We start from the raw sequence: 521 nt of genomic DNA, 5'->3' as shown, positions 1-521 counted from the left end.
CGGTGTTCGTTGTATTCGCGGCGACAGCGTTCGATCTCGGTGCGCGCATGCAGCAGCGTTGGGAACCAGTGTTCGTTGAGGCATTCGTCGCGTAGCCGGCCGTTGAAGGATTCGACGTAGGCATTCTGGTTCGGCTTGCCAGGCTGGATCTGGCGTAGCTGCACACCATTGGCATGCGCCCAGGCGACCATGGCCTTGCCACAGAACTCCTTGCCGTTGTCCGTGCGGATCATCTTCGGCAGGCCACGACTGTGTGCCAACCGATCCAGCACGCGCACAACGCCGTGTCCCGAGATCGCACGCTCCACGTCGATGGCGACCGCTTCGTGGGTTGCGTCGTCCACGATCACCAGGCATTTGATTGCCCTGCCTTCGGCGGTGCGGTCGAACACGACGTCCATCGACCACACCTGGTTGGCCTGGGTGGGCCGCAGCAACGGCTGACGCTCGCCAACCGGTACCTTCTTGCGCTTGCGGCGCCGGACTTGTAGCTGCTGCTCGCAATACAGCCGCTCCACCCG

1 protein-coding gene is annotated in these 521 nt (G+C 63.3%); it reads right to left on the bottom strand.

From position 1 onward, the window contains the following. On the bottom strand, window positions 1-521 hold a 521-nt coding region (locus tag DT603_RS15880; RefSeq protein WP_162350958.1), incomplete at both ends, for an IS3 family transposase.

Origin of the sequence: Pseudoxanthomonas gei, from assembly GCF_010119615.1 — a bacterium.
GTDB lineage: Bacteria > Pseudomonadota > Gammaproteobacteria > Xanthomonadales > Xanthomonadaceae > Pseudoxanthomonas_A > Pseudoxanthomonas_A gei.
The sequence above is the reverse complement of the archived record's forward strand: the minus strand, read 5'-3'. Positions and strand labels throughout refer to the sequence as shown.